This is a genomic window from Streptomyces sp. NPDC005181, from assembly GCF_040608395.1.
GTDB lineage: Bacteria > Actinomycetota > Actinomycetes > Streptomycetales > Streptomycetaceae > Streptomyces.
On record NZ_JBEXID010000013.1, the window covers coordinates 1 to 16,275 of the forward strand.

The window sequence follows — 16,275 nt, forward strand, 5'->3', positions numbered from 1 at the left end:
GAGATATCCCAGCAGGGCGACGGCCACGATCAGACCGACAATGTTCTCGGCAGTCACAGCTTCGCCACCCCCTTGGCGATGAGAGCCACCAGCGCGAAGACCGCGATCGTGGTGACGACGAAGGCCATATCGGCCACCGTGTGCTCCTAGATGAGGACGGGTTTTCGGACCTCTTGAGCAAACCCCGTCCGAAGCCCCTGCGGCCTGCGTTGATGCCTTCCTTACGGGGAGGGGCGCGCCCTTGACGACGCCCATACGTGCCCCATACGCGCCCCATATACGTGCCGGTACGCGCGCTGCGCGGGCACGCAGAAGGCCGGTGGGCCGCACCTCCCTCGAAGAGAAGTACGGCCCACCGGCCTGAGCTGTTTCACGCCACGGTCGGCGGCTCAGCGCACCTCGGTGATCTCGGGTCCGCGCTGGAGCTGACCCATGCCACCGGAGAACTTCGAGCCCTCCTGGTCCTCCTGCTGCACACCCTCGGGCACCATCTGGGCGTCATTGGGGAGCTTGAGGACGATCGGGTCGCGCGGCGCCATCGGGCCCTCGCCGCGGACGACCACGGTGTCCCGGAAGATCGTCTCCAGCAGCCCGGCGGCCTCCGGCTGCACGGCCCCCTGGCCGGAGATCACTCCGCGCAGGAACCAGCGGGGCCCGTCGACGCCGACGAAGCGCACCAGCTGCACGCCGTTCGTCCCGTCCGGAAGCTGTACGGGGACCTGCGCCCGCAGTTCCCAGCCCAGCGGACCCTCGACCTCGTCGATGATCCCGCCCTGCTGGGTGATGCCGGTGGCGATCTCCTCGCGGACCTCGCCCCAGATGCCCTCTTTCTTGGGCGCGGCGAAAGCCTGCAACTGGATCGCGCTGTCGCGCAGCACGACGGTGGCGGCGACGATCGCGTCTCCGGCGACCTCGACGCGCAGCTCCATGCCCTCGACCCCGGGGACGAAGATGCCGCCCAGGTCGACCCGGCCCTCGCCGGGCTGGGAGACCTCGTCGATGTCCCACGGTCCGTCCGGCCGCGGCGCCGGCGGGAGATTCACCCGGCGCGCACCGCTCTCGGCGTCGGTGTCATCGAGCTCGTCGACGACCTGCTCGGCCTCGCGCGCTTCGTCCGCCACATCCTCGGCGGAACCACTCTTCTTGCGACGTCCGAACACGTCACTGTCCTTCCCGGTCGGGTACGACCGAAGCGTAGCTGTTCCCGCCCTGGGTGATCCCGCCCCTGACGCCATCAACATCATCACCGGTGGCATGCCCGCCGGTGGATCCGAAGCCACCCTCGCCCCGGGCCGAGCCGGGCAACTCCGACACCTCGTGGAAGCGCACCTTCTCGACCTGCTGGACGACCAGTTGGGCAATCCGGTCGAACCGCTCGAACCGTACGGGTTCGCGCGGGTCGAGATTGATGACGATCACCTTGATCTCTCCACGGTACCCGGCATCAACCGTCCCCGGGGCATTCACGAGGGCGACTCCGCAGCGTGCTGCGAGGCCGGACCGCGGGTGCACGAACGCGGCGTACCCGTCGGGCAGGGCGATCGACACGCCGGTGGGCAGCACCACCCGTTCACCGGGGGCGAGTTCGGCGGCCTCGGTGGTCACCAGATCGGCCCCTGCGTCGCCCGGATGCCCATAGGCCGGAATCGGTACTTCCGGATCGACCCGGCGAATCAGTACGTCGACAGGATGGCGCATCACGGGTTCACCTCGAAGGCTCGGGCACGCTTGGCCTGGTCCGGGTCGGCCATCGCGGCCTGGATCTCGGCCGGGCGGCCGTTCTCGATGAAGTGGTCGACCTTGACCTCGATGAAGAGGGCCTCGGCGAGGACCGCGACGGGCCCGTCCGGGCCGCCGATCCGGCCGGTCGCGCGGGAGTAGATCTTCCGGCCGTGCACGGCGGTGATCTCGGCGTCCAGGTGCAGCACGGTGCCCACCGGCACCGGACGCACGAAGTCGGTCTCCAGCCGCCCGGTCACCGCGATCACCCGCAGCAGCCAGTTCAGCGAGCCGAGCGTCTCGTCCAGCGCGGTGGCGAGCACGCCGCCGTGCGCCAGTCCCGGAGCGCCCTGGTGGGCGGGCTTCACGGTGAACTCGGCGATGACACTCACACCCTCGCCGGCCCGCGCCTGGAGGTGCAGACCGTGCGCCTGCCCCCCGCCACAGCCGAAACAGTGTTCGTAGTGCGAACCGAGGAGCTCGCCGGGGGCCGGGGCGTCGGGGTGCCGGACCGGTTTCACCGCGTCGGCCGGTGGCTTCAGAGCCGCAGATGTTCCACTCACAGGCGCAGACCTTACCCGCGCGGGTACCCGCAGGTCGCACCGTGCCAAGCTTGGGTTCATGCAGCCTTCCACCCCGCCTTTCGACGAACGTCTGACCGCGCCCCGTTCGTGGTGGCTCATCGCCTTCCTGGTCGGCGTCGCGTGCGCCCTGTTGCTGCTGCCGCTCGGCACCCTGCCGCTGCTGGGCGGTTTGGTCGGCGGCACGGCCCTCGCCTCGCTCGCGGTCAGCTCGTACGGCTCTGCCCGGATCCGGGTGGTGGCGGGCGCCCTGGTCGCGGGCGACGCCCGGATCCCGGTGACGGCGCTCGGCACGGCCGAGGCGCTGGACGCCGAGGAGGCGCGCGCGTGGCGCTCGTACAAGGCGGACACCCGCGCGTTCGTGCTGCTGCGCAGCTACATCCCCACGGCGGTACGGGTGGAGGTCACGGACCCGCAGGACCCGACCCCGTATGTCTATCTGTCGACCCGGGAGCCGCAGGCCCTGGTGGCAGCGCTCACGGCGGTACGGGCCTAGGACACACGGTCCACCGCGGCTGCCGAGGCACGGGAGGGGTCAGCCCTCGATCTCCTTCGGGAGGTCCTTGTGCAGCTTCCGCGGCCGCTCCAGCGGCGGCTGCTCCGGAAGCCGGTCCCAGGGGATCTGGCGCTTGCGCAGGTCCTTCCTGACCCGTTCGGCAAGCTTCTTCGTGTCGCGGCGGTTCATCATCGCGCCGACGGCGGCGCCGATCATGAACGGGACCAGGTTCGGCAGATTGCGCGCCATGCGCTTCATGATCTGCTGGCGCAGCTCCCGCTTCATCTGGCCGCCCAGCGCCGCATTGATCGTCGTGGGGTGGGCGGCATCGATGCCGCGCTCCTCCGTCCAGGAGGTGACGTACGCGGTGCTGCGCTGAGCGAGACCGCCGGACGGGCGCTGACCGTAGACCTCGTGCAGCTCGGCCACGAGCTTCATCTCGATCGCGGCCACGCCGGTGATCTCCGCGGCCAGCTCGGCGAGCATGGCCGGCGGCACGGGCATCATGGCCGCCGCGCCGATACCGGCGCCGACGGTGGCCGTGCCCTTGCTCGCGCCTGCGATGAGTTTGTCGGCGAGCTCCTCGGGACCGAGTCCCGGGAACTGCCTGCGCAGGGTGGCGAGGTCGCGCACAGGGACGCGGGGAGCCGTTTCGATGATCCGGTCGGCGATATGACCGATCGCCGCCTTGGCGCTCTCCCCGCTCTTGTAGACGCCCCGTTTCACTGTGTGCAGACGGCCTGCCCCGGTCACGGGCTCCGTCCTGTCGACCTGCTGCTCGGCCCTGTCGGCCGCGTCGACTGCTGGTGCTGCTACTCGTCCTGCTCGTGCCACCTCTGCCGCGATGGCGGCTTCCACTGCTTCGAGCGAGGCCCAGCGGCCCCGCTCGTCGTCAGAGTCGCCCGGAGGGGGTGGCAGGGCGGACCGCTCGGCAGGCGCTGCTACGCCTTCCACCGGGCCTGTACCGCCCTGATACGCCTCCCACGACCTCCTACGCCACAAGCGCCGCTTCCGGAACGGTGTATCGCCTGCCACGGCCGACCGAACCTAGTCGCAGTCGCGGCAGATCGGCTGGCCGTTCTTCTCACGAGCCAGCTGACTCCGGTGGTGCACGAGGAAGCAGCTCATGCACGTGAACTCGTCGGCCTGCTTGGGCAGGACCCTTACAGCGAGCTCTTCATTGGACAGGTCTGCTCCGGGCAGCTCCAGTCCTTCGGCGGCGTCGAACTCGTCGACGTCGACGGCGGACGCCGTCTTGTCGCTCCGGCGCGCCTTGAGCTCTTCAAGACTGTCCTGGTCGACGTCATCGTCGGTCTTGCGTGGGGTGTCATAATCCGTTGCCATTTGTCGCACTCCCCCTCTGGGTGTCTGCGGTGTCTCAGCGCACGTAACGCGTGAGAGGCCGGACTTGTGCCCGACCCGAGGCGGAGATTTTGCCTCACATCAAGGTCTGTTACTCAATCGACACCCGAGCAGACCTCTCGAGAGCGATCGGCTTGGGTGGCGAAGGGGACCGTACACGGTCCGAATGCCATACTTCACGGGCGCCACCCCGTGTACTTCCCGTAATATCGACCCCCGAAAACCCCGACTTTTGCCGGATTTTTGGTGGGAGGCCTGATCACGGAGCGTGGATGGACCGAAATTCGCTCCTGTGATCGATCACACACGGCCCTTCCTGGCACGGGTCCCGAAAATTCCGCTCAAAGCGAACAGCGCGATTTGTGTATGAATCGCTCGGACCAGCCTCTCAGACCGGCAGGGTGACGCGCATCACGAGACCACCGCCCTCACGGGGCTCCGCGATGATACGGCCGCCGTGAGCGCGCGCCACGGACCGCGCGATCGACAGGCCGAGCCCGACCCCCTTGTCGCTGCCCGTTCGCTCCGTACGGAGGCGTCTGAAGGGCTCGAAGAGGTTGTCGATCTCGTACGCCGGCACCACCGGGCCGGTATTCGAGACCACCAGCACCGCCTGCCCCGGCTGCAGCTCCGTGGTGACCTCCACCCAGCCCTCCTCCGGGACGTTGTAGCGCACGGCGTTCTGCACGAGGTTCAGCGCGATCCGCTCCAGCAGCACCCCGTTGCCCTGGACGACGGCGGGCACGATCTCACCGCGGATCTCCACGCCCTTCTCCTCTGCCTCGCCGCGCGTCTGGTCGAGCGCACGGGAGGCGACCTCGGCGAGGTCGACCGGTTTGCGCTCGATGATCTGGTTGTCGCTGCGGGCGAGCAGCAGGAGGCCCTCGACCAGCTGCTCACTGCGCTCATTGGTGGCCAGCAGGGTCTTGCCGAGCTGCTGGAGCTCCGGCGGCGCCTGCGGGTCGGAGAGATGGACCTCCAGCAGCGTGCGGTTGATCGCGAGCGGGGTGCGCAGCTCGTGCGAGGCGTTCCCGACGAACCGCTGCTGCGCGGTGAAGGCCCGCTCCAGCCGGTCGAGCATGTCGTCGAAGGTGTCGGCGAGCTCCTTGAGCTCGTCGTCCGGACCGTCCAGCTCGATCCGCCGGGACAGGTCCGTACCGGCGACCTGGCGAGCGGTCCTGGTGATCCGGCCCAGCGGGGAGAGCACCCGCCCCGCCATGGCGTAACCGAAGGCGAAGGCGATGACGCTCAGGCCGACGAGGGCCAGCAGCGAACGGTTCAGGAGCGTATCGAGCGCCTGCTGGCGCTGATGGTTGACGCAGGAGTTCATGGCCGCGTTGACGGCGCTCGGCGACGATCCCTCACCGGACAGGTTGCACACGTCGCTGGACACCTGGCCGCTCACGATCTTGAACGGCAGCTCGCTGCCCACGTGCAGGGCCTGCGCGGCCAGCATGTAGATGATCGAGAGCAGCAGGATGCCGGCGATCAGGAACATCCCGCCGTACAGGAGGGTGAGCCGTATCCGGATGGTCGGGCGCAGCCAGGGGTATGGGGGCTCCAGCTGTTTGGGGTCCCAGGTGGGCTTCGGGGGCGCCGTGGGCGGCGCCGGGGCGGCGGACACGGCCATCAGATCCGGTAGCCGGAACCGGGCACGGTGACGATCACCGGCGGTTCTCCGAGTTTGCGGCGCAACGTCATGACCGTCACCCGCACGACGTTGGTGAACGGGTCGGTGTTCTCGTCCCAGGCCTTCTCCAGCAGCTGCTCCGCCGAGACGACTGCACCCTCGCTGCGCATGAGCACCTCCAGCACGGCGAACTCCTTCGGCGCGAGCTGGATCTCGTGCTCGTCGCGGAAGACCTCGCGCCGGTTGGGGTCCAGCTTGATGCCGGCGCGCTCCAGGACAGGCGGCAGCGCGACCGTCGTGCGGCGTCCGAGGGCCCGTACCCGCGCGGTCAGCTCGCTGAAGGCGAACGGCTTGGGCAGATAGTCGTCGGCACCGAGCTCCAGGCCCTCCACGCGGTCGCTGACGTCCCCGGATGCGGTGAGCATGAGCACCCGGGTCGGCATGCCCAGCTCGACGATGCGACGGCAGACGTCGTCGCCGTGCACCAGGGGGAGGTCCCGGTCCAGCACCACCACGTCGTAGTCGTTGACCTCGATGCGCTCCAGGGCGGCCGCACCGTCGTACACGACGTCGACGGCCATGGCCTCCCGGCGCAGTCCGGTGGCCACCGCATCGGCGAGCAGTTGCTCGTCCTCCACGACGAGTACGCGCACGGCGCTGTCCTTCCTTTGAAACTTCAGAACGTCCGAATGAGCCCACGGACCGTGATCCGGGCCGCTCAGCAGCACTGTCTGTGCGGCACCATCCTGCCCGCAACGCGTATAAACCGGCGGTAAGGCGGCGCGGCACGACCTGCGGCTTCCGGGAATTCACCGGATTTCCGGGCCAGTTGAGGTTTCTCTGAGCCCTGGTCTGGGGAGGACGAATTCACACCCGCGATCACGCCATGTATGTGGCACTCGACGGCCGCTCCGTTCCCCGGAGAGTGCGTGATCACCCGCCCTACCGCCCTCGGCGGAGGGAAACCCGGGCACACCCCCGTGCCACCGACCCACGATGAGGGGGCGCACTATGGACGCTTTCACCGCAGGTCTGCTGCAACGAATCAAGACCACGCAGTCCGACCTCACCCATGCACGTGAGACGGGCGACGACTTCCTCGCGGACCTCGAGCAGGGAGAGCTGGACGACCTGCACCGCCTGGCCGCCGAGCACGGCGTCGAAATCAACGCCACGGCCGTCTGAGCCGTCGGCACAGGGCCCCGGCGTCGCCAATGACGCCGGGGGGCCCTGTGCTGTCCATCAGCGTCCGCCACAGCCTGCACCAGGGGCTTTGCCGGCGGCGCCGTCAGTCGTGCCAGGCGCCCAGCTCCTCCAGAAGTGCCTGCAGGGGCTCGAAGACACCCGGCGTGGCGGCCAGGGTCAACTCGCCGCCGGCGGGCAGTCCGGGCCGCCCGCCGGTGCGGGCGCCCGCCTCCCGGGCGATCAGGTCACCGGCCGCGAGGTCCCAGGGGTGGAGCCCACGCTCGTAGTAGCCGTCCAGCCGGCCGGCGGCGACGTCGCAGAGATCGATGGCGGCCGAGCCGCCGCGCCGGATGTCGCGCAGCTTCGGGATGAGCTGCCGGGCGACGTCCGCCTGGTGCGCGCGGACGTCGGTCACGTAGTTGAAGCCGGTGGAGACCAGCGCCTGATCGAGCGGCGGCGCGGGTCGGCTGCGCAGCGCGGCGCCCTCGCCGTACGTCCCGCCGTTTGCGTACGCACCGCTACCGAGGGCCGCGAAGTACGTCTCGCCGCGCATCGGGGCCTCCACCACGCCCACGATCCGCTCGCCGTCCCGCTCGGCGGCGATCGAGACGGCCCATGTCGGCAGTCCGTAGAGGTAGTTCACCGTGCCGTCGAGCGGGTCGATGACCCAGCGGACGCCGCTGCTTCCCGGGGAGCTGGAGCCCTCCTCGCCGAGGAAGCCGTCCTGGGGGCGGTGCTCGGCGAGGAAGCCGGTGATCAGCTTCTCGGCGGCGATGTCCATCTCGGTGACGACGTCGATGGGGCTGGACTTCGTCGCAGCCACGCCCAGATCCGCGGGGCGGCCGTCGCGCAGCAACGCACCGGCACGCCGGGCTGCCTCCAGTGCGAGGTCGAGCAGCTCGGACAGGACGGGGTCGGTCACAGAGGACACAGGGGTCTCAGGGTTCACAGCGTTACAGCGCTCCTAGGCGTAGGGACTGTCGGCGCCCGCGGCAGCAGGCTTGCGGGCACGGGCCGGGCAGCAGCCGACGGGACAGAGGTCGTGGCTCGGGCCGAGCGCCCCGAGCGCGCACCGCTCCACCGGGCGCCCCTGCTCGGTGGCTGCGCGCTCCAGCACCAGCTCGCGCACGGCCGCGGCGAACCGCGGGTCGGCACCGACCGTCGCGGACCGCCGGACCGGCAGACCGAGCTCGGCGGCCTTCGCGGTGGCCTCGGTGTCGAGGTCGTACAGGACCTCCATGTGGTCGGAGACGAAGCCGATGGGGGCCATCACCACGGCGGGCACGCCCTCCCCATGGAGCGTCTCGAGGTGGTCGCAGATGTCGGGCTCCAGCCACGGGATGTGCGGGGCGCCGCTGCGCGACTGGTAGACGAGCCGCCACGGGTGGTCGGTGCCCGTCTCCTCGCGGACCGCGTCGACGATCAGCCGTGCGACGTCGAGATGCTCGGCCACATAGGCGCCACCGTCGCCGTGCGTCTCCTCGGGGCCGGAGGTGTCGGCGGCGGCGGTGGGGATGGAGTGCGTGGTGAAGGCGAGGTGCGCCCCGGCCCTGTCGTTCTCGGGGAGGTCGGCCAGGGACTTCAGGACGCCGTCCACCATGGGCCGTACGAATCCGGGGTGGTTGAAGTAGTGCCGGAGCTTGTCGACGCGTGGCACCGGCAGCCCTTCGGCCTCCAGGACGGCCAGCGACTCGGCGAGGTTCTCGCGGTACTGACGGCAGCCGGAGTACGAGGCGTAGGCGCTGGTGGCGAGGACGGCGATGCGGCGGTGCCCGTCGGCGACCATCTCGCGCAGGGTGTCGGTCAGGTATGGGGCCCAGTTGCGGTTGCCCCAGTACACCGGCAGATCGAGTCCGTGTTCCGCGAAGTCCTTGCGCAGAGCGTCCAGCAGGGCCCTGTTCTGGGCGTTGATCGGGCTGACGCCCCCGAACAGGAAGTAGTGCTTGCCGACCTCCTTGAGCCGCTCCTCGGGGATGCCGCGGCCGCGCGTCACGTTCGCCAGGAACGGGACCACGTCGTCCGGGCCCTCGGGTCCGCCGAAGGACAGCAGCAGCAGGGCGTCGTAGGGAGCGGGAGCGCACAGATCGGACATGGGAACGATCCTGCCACCCGCTTGTGACAGCGCTTCGACCGACGTCCACCCGGCGCGCCTGTCGGGCACCTGCCGCGGTGTCCTGCGCAGTGGCCCGCCCGTAAGCTGTAGCAACCACCTTCATGCATTACACCCGCGCATGACCTCGCTGTACCGGAGCCCCGCTTGCCCAGTCCCTACCGTGCGATTTTCGCCGCCCCCGGCACCAAGGGGTTCTCGGCGGCAGGTTTCTTCGGCCGGATGCCGCTGTCCATGATGGGCATCGGCGTGGTGACCATGGTGTCCCAGATCACCGGCCGTTACGGGCTCGCGGGCGCGCTCTCCGCGACGCTGGCGATGTCGGCCGCCGTGCTCGGCCCGCAGGTGTCCCGGCTCGTCGACCGGCACGGGCAGCGGCGTGTCCTGCGTCCCGTCACCCTCGTCGCGATGGCGGCGGTGGCCGGTCTCCTGATCTGTGCGCAGCAGCGGCTGCCGGACTGGACGCTCTTCGTCTTCGCGGCGGGCGCCGGCTGCGTCCCCAGCGTGGGTGCGATGACCCGGGCCCGCTGGGCGGAGATCTACCACGGTTCGCCGCAGCAGCTGCACACCGCGTACTCGTGGGAGTCGATCGTCGACGAGGTGTGCTTCATCTTCGGGCCGATCATCTCGATCGGCCTGTCCACGGCCTGGTTCCCCGAGGCGGGTCCGCTGCTGGCCGCCGGGTTCCTGCTTGTCGGCGTCTTCTGGCTGACGGCCCAGCGTGCCACCGAGCCGTTGCCGCACCCGCGCGAGCAGCACACCAGCGGCTCGGCGCTGCGCTCCCCAGGCCTTCAGGTGCTCGTGGCCACCTTCGTCGCGACCGGGGCGATCTTCGGGGCGGTCGATGTGGTGACGGTGGCCTTCGCCGAGGAGCACGGCCACAAGGTCGCGGCGAGCCTGGTGCTGGCCGTGTACGCGCTGGGGTCCTGCCTCGCCGGAGCCGTCTTCGGGCTGCTGCATCTCAAGGGAAAACCGGCCACCAGGTGGCTGGTGGGGGTGTGCGCGATGGCCGTGAGTATGATCCCCCTCCAACTGGCCGGGAACCTGCCGTTTCTGGCCGTGGCGCTCTTTGTCGCGGGCCTAGCCATCGCACCGACGATGGTGACCACCATGGCCCTCGTCGAGCAGCACGTACCACGCGCCAAGCTGACCGAGGGCATGACCTGGACCGGTACCGGGCTCGCCGTCGGTGTGGCGCTCGGCTCCTCGGCCGCAGGCTGGGTGGTCGACGCGTCCGGGGCCGCAGCGGGGTACGCGGTGCCCGTCGTGGCGGGAGCGGTCGCGGCCGCGGTGGCGTTCCTGGGGTATCGCCGGCTGGCCGAGCCGGTTCCTACGGGGAGGCGCGGGGAAGATGACCGACACCTACGCACGGACGACGACGAGCGCGTGGCGTAACTGGGCGGGCAATGTCACCGCCCGTCCGGTACGGACCGCCTCCCCCGCATCCGTCGACGAGCTGGCGCAGGCGCTGCGAAGGGCCTCCGAGGACGGTCTGAAGGTGAAGGCCGTCGGCACCGGCCACTCGTTCACCGCGACCGCGGCCACCGACGGCCTCCTGATCCGCCCCGATCTGCTCACCGGCATCCGGGAGATCGACCGCAAGGCGATGACGGTGACCGTCGAGGCCGGCACTCCGCTGAAGCGGCTGAACACCGCGCTCGCCCGGGAGGGCCTGTCGCTCACCAACATGGGCGACATCATGGAGCAGACGGTCGCCGGGGCCACCTCGACCGGCACCCATGGCACCGGCCGCGACTCGGCGTCCATATCGGCCCAGATCCGCGCCCTCGAACTGGTCACGGCGAACGGCACGGTGCTGACCTGCTCGGAGAAGGAGAACGCCGACATCTTTGCCGTCGCCCGGATCGGGCTCGGCGCCCTGGGTGTCCTCACGGCGATCACGTTCGCCGTGGAGCCGGCCTTCCTGCTGACGGCCCGTGAGGAGCCGATGGCCTTCGACAAGGTCACGACCGACTTCGATCAGCTGGTCGCCGAGAACGAGCACTTCGAGTTCTACTGGTTCCCGCACACCGGCAACTGCAACACCAAGCGCAACAACCGCAGCGCGGGCCCCGCCGCTCCGCCCGGCAAGGTCAGCGGCTGGATCGAGGACGAGCTCCTCTCCAACGGGATCTTCCAGGTGGCCTGTTCGCTCGGCCGGGCGGTCCCCGCGGCGATCCCGTCGATCGCCAAGCTCTCCAGCCGCGCCCTGTCGGCCCGTACGTACACCGACATCCCGTACAAGGTCTTCACCAGCCCGCGCCGGGTCCGCTTCGTGGAGATGGAGTACGGCCTGCCGCGCGAGGCCGCCGTCGAGGCACTGCGCGAGGTCAAGGCGATGGTGGACCGTTCACCGCTGCGGATCAGCTTCCCGGTGGAGGTCCGCACGGCCCCCGCGGACGACATCGCGCTCTCCACGGCCTCGGGCCGGGAGAGCGCGTACATCGCCGTCCATCTCTACAAGGGCACGCCCTACCAGGCGTACTTCACCGCGGTCGAGCGGATCATGACCGCCCACGGCGGCCGCCCGCACTGGGGCAAGGTGAACACCCGCGATGCCGAGTACCTGGCCGGGGTGTATCCGCGGTTCGGCGAGTTCACCGCCGTTCGCGACCGGCTCGACCCGGACCGGCTGTTCGGCAACGACTATCTGCGCCGGGTCCTGGGCGACTGACCGCGGCAGCAACCGGTCACCGACCGGTGTCCGTGCCGGTCGTGGCGGGGGCCTCCTGCCCCGGGGCAATACCCGCGCCGGTGGAGTCCGGGGCGGCGCTGCTGCCGTCACCGCTCGCCGTCGGGGTGGACGTGGGGGCCGGAGCCGTCGCACCGTCACCCGGGCTCGACGGTGCGGAGGTGGGCGTCGGTTCGGCCGTGGAACGGTCCTGTCCCGTGTCCGGACTCCGGCTCTGCCCGTCCGGTGAGCCCGTGCCCGTTGTCCCGCCGCTCTCCCGGCCCGGTGTCCGCCCCTGCCCCGGGTCACTGCTGACCGAAGGCGCCTGGTCGGCGTGCCCTGAGCCCCGCTCCCCGCCGCGCACGGCGGAGCCGACGGTCGTTCCCTGACCACCGCTCAGATCGTTGCCGGAGATCAGCTCGTACGTGGTGATGCCGGCCATCGAGACGGCGAAGACCGCCACCGCGCCGAGCACGGGCCGCTTCCAGCCGCGGATCCGGGTGCCATGAGTGGTGGACGCGGAGAACTCCTCGTCCAGGGCGGCCGGATACGACGCGAGCAGCCGGGTCCCGTCGTCGGCGAGCGGCTCCCGCAGGTGCGTACGGTCCGGTTCGGCCGCCACCGTACGGAACACCGCCGTGGCGTCCAAGGACGCGACGGACGGCCGCCGCTCGCTCCCCGTCCCACACCCCTCGCGTGCCCCACGGGTGTCGCGCGTCTCCCGTGTATATACCGTGACTTCGCGGATCTGCTCGCCCGTGCGGCGGAAGAAGTGCTGGAAGACAGAGCCGCCGCAGGTGGCGACGACGCTCATCACTCCGGCTCCGAAAATCGTTCCGTACACGCCCAGTTGTGAGGCCGCCACGGCCGCCGCGACCGCTGCCACGGCACTGCCCGCCACCTGCGGCACGCTCAGATCGATACGCCTTCCCTTGGGTTCTATGTCACTTTCCGGCTTCTGCACCATTTCCAGCCCTTGATTGACATCTCTCCCACCATGCAACAGGAAGGGACAATTGGGCGAAGTAAATGGTTCCACTTCAGGCGATTCTGTGAAGCAGGACACGCATCATGGGCATATCGCGGCCAAGTGGGTAGCTCAACTCCCGCACCTGACGAGAACTTCGGCGGCGCGCCGGTCCACTCACATGGCCCGAATGGAGTACTGTGGCGAGCCCTGAGGCCGGACTCCCGCGTGGTGTCCGGGATCTTCGGGAGGGGGCCGAAGGAGGCACTCGATCCGGCGGCGCCACGGCATCGCACGGAGACTGACTACGCAGGGTGATATATAATCACTGAGCGTTACACAATAGGTCACCGTGTCATACCGGCGATCCAGGGCATGCGCCCGACACGCCGGGCAACACGGCAATGTTGTGGCAGGCTGCACCCGGGCAGGCCACACTCGACTAGCGGAAGCAGCGACGCACGTGACGTCGGCAGGCACCACCCGGGAGGTCCCCATGCCCGAACTGCGTGTCGTGGCCGTCTCCAACGACGGCACACGACTGGTGCTCAAGGCTGCGGACAGCACGGAGTACACGCTTCCGATCGACGAGCGGCTGCGCGCCGCCGTGCGCAACGACCGCGCGCGGCTCGGCCAGATCGAGATCGAGGTGGAGAGCCACCTCCGCCCCCGCGACATCCAGGCCCGTATACGAGCCGGTGCCTCCGCGGAGGAGGTCGCTCAGTTCGCCGGAATTCCGGTCGACCGTGTTCGCCGCTTCGAGGGCCCTGTGCTCGCGGAGCGTGCCTTCATGGCCGAGCGGGCCCGGAAGACTCCTGTGCGCCGTCCCGGCGAGAACACCGGCCCCCAACTCGGCGAGGCGGTGCAGGAGCGGCTCCTGCTGCGCGGCGCCGACAAGGAAACCGTCCAGTGGGACTCGTGGCGTCGCGACGACGGCACCTGGGAAGTCCTGCTGGTGTACCGGGTCGCGAGCGAGCCGCACTCGGCGAGCTGGACGTACGACCCGCCGCGCCGGCTGGTGCAGGCCGTGGACGACGAGGCGCGTTCACTGATCGGCGAGACCGACGATGTCGCAGCGCCGGAGCCGAGCTTCCCGTTCGTGCCGCGGATCGCGCGGCTGCCGCGCGACCGGCCGCTGGACCGTGCCCTCGACCGCCAGATGGAGCGGCCCGCTCCGCCACCCCCGCCCGAGCCGGACGAGCACAACCTCAGCGCCTCGGCCGGTGAGCGCGACTCGCTGACCAGCCTGCTGGAGGCGGTGCCGAGCTTCCGTGGCGACATGGTGGTGCCGGAGCGGCCCGCACCGCCCGAGCCGCCGACGACCACTCCTGCCACGCAGGAGCCGGAGGCCGACGAGCCGCCGGCCGCGGCGGCCTCCGCGGGTGCCGGTTCCGCCTATGCGGATGTACTGATGCCGCGAGCGGTGGCCGGCCACCGCGACCGGCTGACCGGGACGACGGATCGCCAGGCCGAGGCGGACGGCGTCCGTCCGGGCCGTCGGGCCGCCGTGCCGAGCTGGGACGAGATCGTCTTCGGTACCCGCCGCAAGAAGCAGGACTGACCCGGGTGACTGTGGCATGACGAGGGCCCGTACGCAGTGGCGTGCGGGCCCTCGCGCTCTCCGCCCGTCCGACCGGAACCCATTACTGCAGTTCCGGTTACGGGCAGGGCCGACACCGCTACTGCGGATCGGGGCCCTTGGCGACCGGCCGGGAATCGTCGGCGGACCACTCGGACCAGGAGCCCGCGTACAGCGCAGCAGGGATGCCCGCGACGGCCAGGGCCAGCACTTCATGCGCGCCGGAAACACCGGAGCCGCAGTAGACACCGACCTCTGGTGCCCCGTCCGTGCCGAGTTCCTTGAAACGGGCCGCCAGCACATCTGCGGGCAGGAACCGTCCGTCACCGCCGGTGTTCTCGGATGTCGGGGCCGAGACCGCGCCCGGGATATGGCCACCGACGCGGTCGATGGGCTCCACATCGCCGCGGTAGCGCTCCGCGGCCCGTGCGTCGAGCAGCAGGCCGGAGCGGGCCAGCGCCGCGGCGCCATCGGCGTCCAGCAGGGGCAGTGCACCCGGTACGGGCCTGAAGTCGCCCTCGGCAGGGGTGGGCGTCTCGGTGGAGAGCTCGCCCTCCCAGGCGGCGAGACCGCCGTCCAGTACGCGGACGTCCGAGTGCCCCGTCCAGCGCAGCAGCCACCAGGCGCGCGCGGCGGCCCAGCCCTGGCCGCCGTCGTAGACCACCACGGGAGTGTCCCGGCAGACGCCTGCGCGGCGCATCACTGCGCCGAATCGCTCCGGATCGGGCAGCGGATGACGGCCACCGCTGCCTGCCGGTCCGGCGAGTTCCGCGTCCAGATCCACAAAGACCGCGCCCGGGATGTGCCCGGCCTCGTAGTCGGGGAGGCCGTGCGGCCCGCCGAGTTGCCAACGTACGTCCAGGAGCACCGGCGGACGTGGCCCCGCCGATTCGCTCGCGCATTCGGATGCGGAGATGATGGGCTTCATGGGTGCCATCCTCGCGCAGGAGGCGGCCCACCCGTACCAGCACCCACACGGACATATTGCAATAAACCGGGCTTCCTCTGTCGAGATACCGGACAATGCGGCGCGGCCGGGACGCATCGTGCGCCGGGTGGTGCAAGCATCTGCACGGGGCGCACACCTCTCGCACCGCCGGTCGGCGCGTCGGCCCCGTTCCCCCCGTACGGCCACCACGATGGTCCGAGGAGAGAGTGACGATGACCGAGGCTGCCGTCCGGCGCACACCCGGAACACCTTGCTGGGTGAGCCTGATCGTGCACGGCCTGTGCACGACGCAGGAGTTCTACGCCGGCCTGTTCGGCTGGGAGTTCGTGCCCGGTCCGGACCAGCTGGGCCCCTACGTCCGCGCGCTGATCGACGGAAAAGAGGTCGCAGGCATCGGACAGCTGCCGCCCGACCGTCATCTGCCGGTCGCCTGGACGACCTATCTGGCCACCGACGACGCCGACGTGACAGCGGAGACGATCCGCTCCTGCGGCGGGACGGTCGGTGTCGGGCCGCTCGACGCGGCGGAGGCGGGCCGGATGGCCATCGCCTCCGACCCGAGCGGGGCCGTCTTCGGGATCTGGCAGGCCGCGGCGCACGTCGGTACGGCGCTCGCGGGGGCTCCCGGAACCCCGGTCTGGAACGAGCTGGTGACCAGCGAGACCTCGACGGTCGCCAAGTTCTACCAGGCGGTCTTCGGCTTCGAGGCGGAAGCGGTCGTCTCGGCCGACTTCGACTACCAGACGCTGCATCTGGACGGCCGCCCGGTGGCCTCGCTGCACGGCGTCGGCCGCGCGCTGCCGCGCGACCGGGGCCCGCACTGGATGACGTACTTCGAGGTCGGCGACACCGACGAGGCCGCCGCGCGGGTGGTGGATCTCGGCGGGCATGTGCTGCAGCCACCACGGGAGGGGTCGAGCGGGCGCATGGCGACGGTCGCGGACCCGGAGGGCGCGGTCTTCACGATCGTACGGTCGGCGGATCGCTGATCACCCACTGCCGATCGCCGCGCCGCCCGAGCCCCTT

The 16,275-nt window shown here is 70.3% G+C and carries 17 protein-coding genes; 6 read left to right on the forward strand and 11 right to left on the reverse strand.

Going from position 1 to position 16,275, the window contains the following annotated elements; all coding sequences use genetic code 11:
• Positions 1-389: 389 nt before the first annotated feature.
• From ABZV38_RS11660 to ABZV38_RS11670, 3 genes are read right to left on the reverse strand one after another with little or no spacing between them, the layout of a single operon-like run.
• Positions 390-1,160, reverse strand: coding sequence for a DUF3710 domain-containing protein (locus tag ABZV38_RS11660; protein WP_356326602.1), 771 nt, complete (start codon positions 1,158-1,160; stop codon positions 390-392).
• Position 1,161: 1 nt separating this feature from the next.
• Positions 1,162-1,698 carry a dUTP diphosphatase gene (gene dut, locus ABZV38_RS11665; protein ID WP_356326603.1) on the reverse strand — a complete coding sequence of 179 codons (537 nt, stop codon included), beginning with the start codon at positions 1,696-1,698 and terminating at the stop codon, positions 1,162-1,164.
• On the reverse strand, positions 1,698-2,282 hold the full coding sequence (locus tag ABZV38_RS11670; protein ID WP_356326604.1) for a PaaI family thioesterase: 585 nt from the start codon (positions 2,280-2,282) through the stop codon (positions 1,698-1,700). Before ABZV38_RS11670 ends, dut begins: the two co-directional genes overlap by 1 nt.
• A gap of 58 nt (positions 2,283-2,340) precedes the next feature.
• Between ABZV38_RS11670 and ABZV38_RS11675 the strand changes: the two genes are divergently transcribed.
• Positions 2,341-2,796, forward strand: a complete 456-nt coding sequence (locus ABZV38_RS11675; RefSeq protein WP_356326605.1) for a DUF3093 domain-containing protein — start codon at positions 2,341-2,343, stop codon at positions 2,794-2,796.
• Positions 2,797-2,835: 39 nt separating this feature from the next.
• Here ABZV38_RS11675 and ABZV38_RS11680 read toward each other — a convergent pair whose 3' ends face one another.
• The 4 genes from ABZV38_RS11680 to ABZV38_RS11695 form a co-directional block, all read right to left on the reverse strand.
• Positions 2,836-3,831 (reverse strand): hypothetical protein, encoded by a 996-nt coding sequence (locus tag ABZV38_RS11680; protein WP_356326606.1) that lies wholly within the window; start codon positions 3,829-3,831, stop codon positions 2,836-2,838.
• 12 nt (positions 3,832-3,843) lie between these two features.
• Positions 3,844-4,140, reverse strand: coding sequence for a DUF4193 domain-containing protein (locus ABZV38_RS11685; protein ID WP_003965732.1), 297 nt, complete (start codon positions 4,138-4,140; stop codon positions 3,844-3,846).
• Between the two features lie 406 nt (positions 4,141-4,546).
• A complete protein-coding gene (locus tag ABZV38_RS11690; RefSeq protein WP_356326607.1) occupies positions 4,547-5,782 on the reverse strand; it encodes an ATP-binding protein in 1,236 nt (411 codons plus the stop codon).
• 5 nt (positions 5,783-5,787) lie between these two features.
• Positions 5,788-6,441: a response regulator transcription factor gene (locus ABZV38_RS11695; RefSeq protein WP_030927249.1), complete on the reverse strand. Its 654-nt coding sequence runs from the start codon at positions 6,439-6,441 to the stop codon at positions 5,788-5,790.
• A gap of 358 nt (positions 6,442-6,799) precedes the next feature.
• Here ABZV38_RS11695 and ABZV38_RS11700 point away from each other — a divergent pair, with 358 nt between their 5' ends.
• Positions 6,800-6,973, forward strand: coding sequence for a hypothetical protein (locus ABZV38_RS11700; protein ID WP_356326608.1), 174 nt, complete (start codon positions 6,800-6,802; stop codon positions 6,971-6,973).
• A gap of 103 nt (positions 6,974-7,076) precedes the next feature.
• On the opposite strand, the gene ABZV38_RS11705 is transcribed toward ABZV38_RS11700, so the two are convergent.
• Both ABZV38_RS11705 and ABZV38_RS11710 read right to left on the reverse strand, forming a co-directional pair.
• Complete coding sequence (locus tag ABZV38_RS11705; protein WP_356326609.1) at positions 7,077-7,895, reverse strand: inositol monophosphatase family protein; 819 nt, start codon at positions 7,893-7,895, stop codon at positions 7,077-7,079.
• 42 nt (positions 7,896-7,937) lie between these two features.
• Positions 7,938-9,065, reverse strand: coding sequence for a ferrochelatase (locus ABZV38_RS11710; RefSeq protein ID WP_356326610.1), 1,128 nt, complete (start codon positions 9,063-9,065; stop codon positions 7,938-7,940).
• A 165-nt stretch (positions 9,066-9,230) separates the two neighbouring features.
• Here ABZV38_RS11710 and ABZV38_RS11715 point away from each other — a divergent pair, with 165 nt between their 5' ends.
• A complete protein-coding gene (locus ABZV38_RS11715) occupies positions 9,231-10,478 on the forward strand; it encodes an MFS transporter (RefSeq protein WP_356326611.1) in 1,248 nt (415 codons plus the stop codon).
• Positions 10,435-11,757, forward strand: a complete 1,323-nt coding sequence (locus ABZV38_RS11720; protein WP_356326612.1) for a D-arabinono-1,4-lactone oxidase — start codon at positions 10,435-10,437, stop codon at positions 11,755-11,757. The genes ABZV38_RS11715 and ABZV38_RS11720 overlap by 44 nt, the downstream gene beginning before the upstream one ends.
• A gap of 16 nt (positions 11,758-11,773) precedes the next feature.
• Here the strand turns inward: ABZV38_RS11720 and ABZV38_RS11725 are convergent, their stop codons facing one another.
• Complete coding sequence (locus ABZV38_RS11725; RefSeq protein WP_356326613.1) at positions 11,774-12,721, reverse strand: hypothetical protein; 948 nt, start codon at positions 12,719-12,721, stop codon at positions 11,774-11,776.
• A gap of 496 nt (positions 12,722-13,217) precedes the next feature.
• Here ABZV38_RS11725 and sepH point away from each other — a divergent pair, with 496 nt between their 5' ends.
• Entirely contained in the window at positions 13,218-14,282 is a 1,065-nt protein-coding gene (gene sepH, locus ABZV38_RS11730; protein WP_356326614.1) for a septation protein SepH, read from the forward strand.
• Between the two features lie 118 nt (positions 14,283-14,400).
• Here sepH and ABZV38_RS11735 read toward each other — a convergent pair whose 3' ends face one another.
• Positions 14,401-15,228 (reverse strand): sulfurtransferase, encoded by an 828-nt coding sequence (locus ABZV38_RS11735; protein WP_356326615.1) that lies wholly within the window; start codon positions 15,226-15,228, stop codon positions 14,401-14,403.
• Between the two features lie 233 nt (positions 15,229-15,461).
• On the opposite strand from ABZV38_RS11735, the gene ABZV38_RS11740 reads away from it, so the two are divergent.
• Positions 15,462-16,238, forward strand: coding sequence for a VOC family protein (locus ABZV38_RS11740; RefSeq protein WP_356326616.1), 777 nt, complete (start codon positions 15,462-15,464; stop codon positions 16,236-16,238).
• The last annotated feature ends 37 nt before the right edge of the window (positions 16,239-16,275 follow it).